This window comes from Streptomyces sp. MBT65, assembly GCF_016612545.1.
GTDB lineage: Bacteria > Actinomycetota > Actinomycetes > Streptomycetales > Streptomycetaceae > Streptomyces.
The window spans coordinates 1-7286 of sequence record NZ_JAENRY010000430.1; the positions used below are offsets into that span (position 1 = coordinate 1).

The window sequence follows — 7286 nt, forward strand, 5'->3', positions numbered from 1 at the left end:
CTGTTGCTGAGGGTCGGCTGAGGGGCGCGGGGGTGGGCCGGGGCGACGTTTCAGGTGCGTGAACTCCCGGGCGGACGGCTGGGCTTGGGGCGGGCCGGCTGATCACATGGAGACACGCCCCCCACGGCTTCCGCCGCCTTCCGTCGTCTTCCCCACAAGGACCTCGTATGCCTGAGATATCCCGCCGCGCCTTCGCCGGCCTGGTCGGTGGCGGTGCCGTCACCGCCGTCGCCGGTACGGCCGCCACCGCCGAGGCGGCTCCCGCGGAGCGTCCGTTCGCGGCCCGCCCGGCCGCTTCCGGCAAGCGCCCCAACCTCCTCGTCATCCTCGGCGACGACCTCGGCTGGGCCGACCTCTCCTCCTACGGCGCCCCGCACATCAAGACGCCGAACCTGGACCGGCTGGCCCGGCAGGGGGTGCGTTTCACGGACGCCTACTCCGGCTCCGCGACCTGCTCGCCGACCCGGTTCAGCCTGTACACCGGGCGCTATCCGGGCCGTACGCCGGGCGGACTGGCCGAGCCGATCGCCAGCCGGACCCAGGGGCTCGACCCGAGCCACCCGACCCTCGCCTCGCTGTTGAAGAAGGCGGGCTACTCCACCGCCCTGATCGGCAAGTGGCACTGCGGCTGGCTGCCCGACTACAGCCCCACGAAGTCGGGTTGGGACGAGTTCTTCGGCAACCACGGCGGTGTCCTGGAGTACTTCTCCAAGCTCGGCCAGCTCGGCGACTACGACCTGTACGAGGGCGACGCGACCTACCAGGACCTGCGCTACTACACCCAGGTGCTGACCGAGCGGGCGGTGGAGTACGTCAGCCGCGCCCACGACACGCCGTGGCTGCTGAACCTCAACTTCACCACCCCGCACTGGCCCTGGCTCGCCGAGGGCGACGCGGAGACCGGCGCCGAGATCGCCGCGAAGATCCGGGCGGCCGGGAGCCAGGCGGAGATCAGCAACGCGCTCAACCACTACGACGGCGGTTCGGTCGCGAAGTACACGGAGATGGTCGAGAGCCTCGACGCGGCCGTCGGTGAGGTGCTGGCCGCGCTGCGCCGGTCCGGGCAGGAGGAGCACACGCTGGTGTACTTCGCCAGCGACAACGGCGGTGAACGCTGGTCCTACCTCTGGCCGTTGAGCGGTGAGAAGTTCGTGCTCCAGGAGGGCGGCATCCGGGTGCCGACGATCGTGCGCTGGCCGCACCGGATCGACGGCAACCAGGTGAGCCACGAGCCGAACTTCTCCCCCGACTGGACCGCGACCTTCCTGGAGCTGGCCGGTGCCCGTCCCGACCCGGCGTACCCGCTGGACGGCACGAGCCTCGTGGGCTATCTGCTGAAGGGTGAACAGCCGCCCGAGCGGGACCTGTTCTGGCGGGTGCGGGCCAACCGGGCGCTGCGGCGCGGCGACTGGAAGTACTACCAGGACGAGGACGGCGACGACCACCTCTACGACCTCGGCGCCGATCTGCGCGAACAGGCCGATCTCGCCCCAGACAGGCCGGAGTTGCTCGCCGAACTGAAGGCGTCCTGGGAGCAGATCGCCGCCGGCCTGCTCCCCTATCCGAGCTAGGACCCCGAGTCAGGACCCGAACTAGCCGAGAATCCCCCGGTCGTACGCCACCGCGACGGCCGCCGCGCGGTCCTTGACGCCCAACTTGCCGTACAGATGGGTGAGATGGGTCTTCACGGTCGCCTCGCTGATGAAGAGTTCGCGGGCGATCTCGCGGTTGGAGGTGCCCTTGGCGACCAGGGCCAGCACTTCGCGTTCGCGGGCGGAGAGCGCCTCGTTGCCGGGGGTGCTCTGGGGGCTGCGGACCGCGGAGACCAGCCGGGAGGCGACGGCGGGCGAGAGGACCGTGCGGCCCTGTGCCGCCGCGCGGACGGCGGTGAACAGTTCGTCGCGGGGCGCGTCCTTCAGGAGATAGCCGGTCGCGCCCGCCTCGATCGCGGGGAGGGTGTCGGAGTCGGTGTCGTACGTCGTCAGGACGAGCACCTTCGCGCGGGCGGCGCGGCGGGTCAGCTCACGGATGGCGTCGACTCCCCCGCCGCCCGGCATCCGCAGATCCATCAGGATCACGTCCGGGTCGAGGGCGGCGGCCCGCTGCACGGCCTCGACGCCGTTCGCCGCCTCGCCCAGGACGCGGAATCCGGGGGCGGACTCGAACATGCCGCGCAGACCGTCCCGTACGACGGGATGGTCGTCGACGATCAGAACGGAGATCAGCAAGTCGTCACTCATGGCGGACCAACGGTACGCGAGCCGACAGGGCCGTGCCGTGACCGGGCTCGGACTCGACCGCGAGCGTGCCCGCGATGCGCTCGGCGCGGGCCCGCATGCCGTCGAGGCCGAAGCCGCCGGTGCGGGTGCGTTCGGGCAGGGCGAGCGGGTCGAAGCCCTGCCCGTCGTCGCGGATGTCGAGGAGGACCTCTTCCCCGACGAAGGAGAGGGTGACGCCGACGCGGGTGGCGCGGGCGTGCCGGGCCGCGTTCGACAGGGCTTCCTGGACGATGCGCAGCAGGGTGGCGGAGACCTCGTCGTGGAGCTGTTCGGTGGTGCCGGTGACGGTGAACTCGGCGCGGACGCCGGTGCGTTCGCCCCACTCGGCGACCGTGTTCTTCAGCGCCTCGGGCAGTCCGTCGTGCTCCAGGGCGATGGGCGCGAGGTTCTGCACGGAGCGGCGGGCCTCGCCGAGGCTGTGCCGGGCGAGGGTGGAGGCGCGGTCGAGGTGGGTGCGGGCGGTCGTCAAGTCGGGTGCGTTGGCCACGACTTGGAGCTGGGCGATGATGCCGGTCAGGCCCTGGGCGATGGTGTCGTGGATCTCGGCGGCCAGCCGCCGGCGTTCGTCGGCGACCCCGGCTTCCCTTGCCTGGACGAGGAGTTGGGCGTGAAGGGCGGCGTTCTCGTCGAGGGCCTGCTGGAGGGCGGTGTTGGTGCGTTCGAGTTCGGTGATGGTCTCGGTGCGCTCACGGGCGCGTCGAGCCTCCTGCTCGGTCATGTGGGCGATCGCCATCTGGAGGACGGAGTTGGCGAGTACGAGCGCCGCGAAGAGGATCCACTGGATCCCGTTCCCCAAAGGCAGACCGCCGGCCTGCGCACCGGCCACCGTGACCGCGCTCGCGAACAGCCCGACCCGCTGCCCCACCGTGCCCGGGATCAGTTCGTCGGCGTCCATGAATCCGGAGGCGGCGTAGAACGCGAAGAACGGGTCGATCCAGGTGAGGACGAAGGCGATGGCCCAGCGGACGACGTAGTACGCCGTCCCCGTCCGCGAGGGGGTCCGGCCGCGGCCGGGGCGGCGGACACGGGTGGCGTGCCACCCCAGCTGGAGGACGAGCGCGGCACCGGCCAGGGACCAGCCGGCCCACCACTGGGCGGTGCTGTGGTCGAACAGGCCGGAGGAGGCGACCGCGAGGACGACACTGATACCGAGCAGCCCGTACGGCCCCCATGTGTGCAGCTGCTCCCAGCGGCGGTCGATCTGCCGGTCCCTGGTGGTCATCTCCCCAGTCTGCACGGCCGCCTCCCCTACTCCCAGCGGAACCAGCGCGAGGCGGCGCCCGTCAGCAGCAGGGTCCACATCGCGAGCACCCCCAGATGTGTCCAGCCCGGCCAGTTCCCGGCGGCCGCCCGGTTCAGGGCCTCGGCGGCGGCGCCGAACGGCGTGTAGCCGACGATCCGGGCCATGACGTCCGGCATGGAGTTCACCGGGATCCACACGCCCGCGCAGAACATCATCGGGAAGAACACGGCCGATCCGATCGCGCCCGCGATCTTCGTGGTCCGGGACAGCGCGGAGACCACCGCGCCCAGCGCGAGCGCGGCGAGGATCGCGAGAAGCAGGGCGAGGAGATAGCCGAAGCCCTGCTTGGGGAGCCGTACGTCGAAGGCGAGGCGACCGACGAGCAGCGCGCACAGGGCGGAGGCCAGGGCCGCCGTGCCGTAGACCACCATCTGGGCGGAGAGCAGGGCGGAGGGGCGGACCGGGGTGGCGGACATGCGGCGGAGGATGCCGCGTTCGCGGTAGCCGGTGAGGGTCTGCGGCATCGACTGGAGCCCGCCGACGATCATGCCGAGCAGGACGGTGACCGGGACGTACACGTCGATCGTGCGCAGGCCGCCGAGGTCGGCCTCGTGGTGGCGGAAGCCCGGGATGGAACCCAGGATCACCAGGAGCAGGGTGGGGAAGAGCAGGATCCAGAAGAGGGCGCCCGGTTCGCGGCGGAAGAGGCGCAGCTCGGTGCGCAGCACTGCGGTGTTCATGCGGTGACCTCCGTCAGGTCCAGGAACGCGTCGTCCAACGTGGCGTCGGACACGCGGAGTTGGTGGGCGGTGATGTGGCCCCGGGCGAGCAGGGTGATGACGGCGTTGACGGTCTCGTCGGAGCCGGAGAGCGTGATCCGGCCGTCCTTGCGGGCCACGGACGTGAGCGCGGGCAGCGCGTTCAGATCGCCGTCGTCCAGGGGCGCGGAGGGCGTGAAGCTGATGACGGTGGAGCCGGCCGACCGGCGGATCAGCCCCTCCGGGGTGTCCAGCGCGGCGACCTTGCCCTTGTCGATCACGGCGATCCGGTCGCACAGCCGCTGCGCCTCCTCCATGAAGTGGGTGACGAGCAGGACGGTGACCCCGCTCGCCCGCACGTCCTCGATGAGCTGCCAGGTGTCGCGCCGGGCGCGCGGGTCGAGCCCGGTGGTCAGCTCGTCCAGGACGACGACCCGCGGGTTGCCGATGAGCGCGAGCGCGATGAACAGGCGCTGCTTCTGGCCGCCGGAGAGCTTCGCGAAGCGGGTGGTCAACTTCGCGGTCAGGCCCAGCCGTTCGGCCAGCGGTCGCCAGTCGGCGGGGTGCGGATAGAGGGCCGCGTACAGCTCCAGCGCCTCACGGACGGTGAGCTTGGCCTGGAGCTCGCTCTCCTGGAGCTGGGCGCCGAGGACACGGGCGACCTCCTCGTGGTCGGCGACGGGGTCGAGGCCGGTGACCCGGACCCGGCCCGCGTCCGGGACGCGCAGGCCCTCGACGCACTCGACGGTGGTGGTCTTGCCGGCGCCGTTCGGGCCGAGGATCCCGAAGATCTCGCCCTCCTCGACGGCGAACGAGACCCCGTCGACGACGGCCCGGCCGCCGTAGGACTTGCGCAGTGCGGTGACTTCGATGACAGGTGTGGCTGACATGTTCCGAGGGTCCCGGGAACGCGGGGTCCGGCACATCGGCCATCGCGCTCGACCGGACATCAACCGATCGGTTGATGCGGTGCTACGACCCCTCGGCCCGTGGTGTACGACCCCTCGGACCCGCAGGTCGTAGGACCAGCGGCGGATTCAGGTCGGGTCAAAACTCGGTGGGCACTGTCAGTGGTGGTCCGTAGGCTCGCCCATGATGTCGACGACACATGCAGCCACCGAGGACCACCCCGATCGCTCCGCCGTGCGCTCACTGCTGCGGCTCTGGCCGTACGTCCGCCCCGTGCGGATACGGCTGTTCACCGCGGCCGGGGTGGCCGTCGTCGCGTCCTGTACGGGGCTGGTGTTCCCGCTCGTCCTGAAGTGGATGGTGGACGGGCCGGTCGCCGACCGGGACACGGCGGGCGTGTGGCTCGGGGCGCTGTATCTGCTGCTGCTCGGGTTCGCGGAGGCGGGCCTGTTCGGGCTGCGGCGGTGGCTGGTCGCGCGGCCGTTGTCACGGGTCGAGGCGGAGATGCGGGCGGATCTCTACCGGCACCTCCAGCGACTCCCGGTGGCCTTCCACGACCGGTGGCCCTCCGGCCAGCTCCTCTCCCGGGGCACCACCGACCTGATGCTGCTGCGCATGTTCCTCGCCTTCCCGTTGACATTCCTGCTGGTCAACGCGGTGACGATCCTGGCGGGCGTGATCATCATGCTGCTCCAGGACTGGACCCTGGGACTGGTGATCCTGGGACCGGCCGTGCCGGTGATCGTCATGTGCGTGGTCTTCGAGCGGCGGTACGCGCACGTGGCCCGCCTCGCGCAGGACCAGGTCGGCGATCTGACGACGGTGGTCGAGGAGAGCGTCCTCGGCATCCGGATCATCAAGGGCTTCGGCCGCCACCGCAGCCAGGCCCGCGCCTTCCGCGCCCTCTCCCACACCCTGCGCGGCACCGAACTCCACAAGGCCCGCCTGCTCTCCATGATCTGGGGCGTCATCGTCACCCTGCCCGAACTGGCCCTCGGGGCGACGCTGGTCCTGGGCACGGTGCAGGTGGCGGACGGCGACCTGTCGGCGGGCACGCTGGTGGCGTTCCTGTCCACGGCCCTCGCCCTGCGCTGGCCGGTGGAGTCCATCGGCTTCCTCCTGGCGATGAGCCAGGAGGCGGCGACGGCGACGGAGCGCTACTTCGAGGTGATGGACGAAACCCCGGAGATCGATCTGATGCCCTCAGCGGGGGCGCCCCAAAGGGGCGCGAGGCTGTATCAATCTGCGGCTCCGCCGCGGGGCGCACCCAGCCACAACGAACCCGCACCCGAAATCGACGGCATCCGATTCTCCTCCGTCTCCTTCCGCTACCCAGACGCCCCGCCTGATTCCCCACCCACCCTCGACCGCATAGACCTGCACATCAAACCCGGCGAATCCATGGCACTGGTCGGCGCCACCGGCACCGGCAAGACCACCCTCACCGCCCTCGTCCCCCGCCTCCACGAGGTCACCTCCGGCCACATCACCCTGGACGGCGAGGACATCACCGCCATGCCCCGGGAAACGCTGCGCGAACTGGTCGCGATGGCCTTCGAGGAACCCACCCTGTTCTCGGCAAGCGTCGGCGAGAACGTCCTGATGGGGGCCGAAGAGGGCGCGGGAGAGCCGGAGTTGGAGCGCGCACTGGCCGTCGCCCAGGCCGACTTCGCCCACGCACTGCCGAACGGCACGGACACCCAGGTGGGCGAACAGGGCCTCAGCCTCTCCGGCGGCCAGCGCCAACGCCTCGCGCTGGCAAGGGCGGTGGTCGGCAGACCCCGCTTCCTCGTCCTCGACGACCCGCTCTCCGCGCTGGACGTCCACACCGAGGCCGCCGTGGAAGCCGCCCTGCGCCACGTCCTCGCCGACACCACGGCGTTGATCGTGGCCCACCGCCCGTCCACGGTCCTCCTCGCCGACCGCGTGGCCCTGCTGTCCGACGGCCGCATCACGGCGGTCGGCACCCATCAGGAACTGCTGCGGACGAACGCGGAGTACGCGTATCTCATGTCGGGATCCGAACCGCACGACCGGCCGGAGGACGAGCGATGACCGCCCCCACCACATCGGCGCCCACCACCGACGACACCCCCG

6 protein-coding genes are annotated in these 7286 nt (G+C 71.1%); 2 read left to right on the plus strand and 4 right to left on the minus strand.

Annotated elements, in window-relative coordinates:
• Positions 1–167: 167 nt before the first annotated feature.
• Positions 168–1571: a sulfatase gene (locus tag JHN63_RS47175; RefSeq protein ID WP_200691301.1), complete on the plus strand. Its 1404-nt coding sequence runs from the start codon at positions 168–170 to the stop codon at positions 1569–1571.
• 21 nt (positions 1572–1592) lie between these two features.
• Here JHN63_RS47175 and JHN63_RS47180 read toward each other — a convergent pair whose 3' ends face one another.
• From JHN63_RS47180 to JHN63_RS47195, 4 genes are read right to left on the minus strand one after another with little or no spacing between them, the layout of a single operon-like run.
• Complete coding sequence (locus tag JHN63_RS47180; protein ID WP_200691302.1) at positions 1593–2240, minus strand: response regulator transcription factor; 648 nt, start codon at positions 2238–2240, stop codon at positions 1593–1595.
• On the minus strand, positions 2233–3501 hold the full coding sequence (locus JHN63_RS47185) for a sensor histidine kinase (protein WP_200691303.1): 1269 nt from the start codon (positions 3499–3501) through the stop codon (positions 2233–2235). Before JHN63_RS47185 ends, JHN63_RS47180 begins: the two co-directional genes overlap by 8 nt.
• 26 nt (positions 3502–3527) lie before the next feature.
• The gene (locus JHN63_RS47190; protein ID WP_200691304.1) at positions 3528–4262 is read right to left on the minus strand and encodes an ABC transporter permease; all 735 of its coding nucleotides are present in this window, start codon (positions 4260–4262) and stop codon (positions 3528–3530) included.
• Positions 4259–5170 carry an ABC transporter ATP-binding protein gene (locus JHN63_RS47195; protein ID WP_200691305.1) on the minus strand — a complete coding sequence of 304 codons (912 nt, stop codon included), beginning with the start codon at positions 5168–5170 and terminating at the stop codon, positions 4259–4261. Before JHN63_RS47195 ends, JHN63_RS47190 begins: the two co-directional genes overlap by 4 nt.
• Positions 5171–5375: 205 nt before the next feature.
• Between JHN63_RS47195 and JHN63_RS47200 the strand changes: the two genes are divergently transcribed.
• The gene (locus JHN63_RS47200) at positions 5376–7244 is read left to right on the plus strand and encodes an ABC transporter ATP-binding protein (RefSeq protein ID WP_200691306.1); all 1869 of its coding nucleotides are present in this window, start codon (positions 5376–5378) and stop codon (positions 7242–7244) included.
• Positions 7245–7286 lie beyond the last annotated feature (42 nt).

Excerpts from the sequence above, each read along its gene's own strand:
- JHN63_RS47180 (WP_200691302.1), bottom strand. The coding sequence starts at position 2,240 with ATGAGTGACGACTTGCTGATCTCCGTTCTGATCGTCGACGACCATCCC.
- JHN63_RS47175 (WP_200691301.1), top strand. The coding sequence starts at position 168 with ATGCCTGAGATATCCCGCCGCGCCTTCGCCGGCCTGGTCGGTGGCGGT.
- JHN63_RS47190 (WP_200691304.1), bottom strand. The coding sequence starts at position 4,262 with ATGAACACCGCAGTGCTGCGCACCGAGCTGCGCCTCTTCCGCCGCGAA.
- JHN63_RS47200 (WP_200691306.1), top strand. The coding sequence starts at position 5,376 with ATGTCGACGACACATGCAGCCACCGAGGACCACCCCGATCGCTCCGCC.
- JHN63_RS47195 (WP_200691305.1), bottom strand. The coding sequence starts at position 5,170 with ATGTCAGCCACACCTGTCATCGAAGTCACCGCACTGCGCAAGTCCTAC.
- JHN63_RS47185 (WP_200691303.1), bottom strand. The coding sequence starts at position 3,501 with ATGACCACCAGGGACCGGCAGATCGACCGCCGCTGGGAGCAGCTGCAC.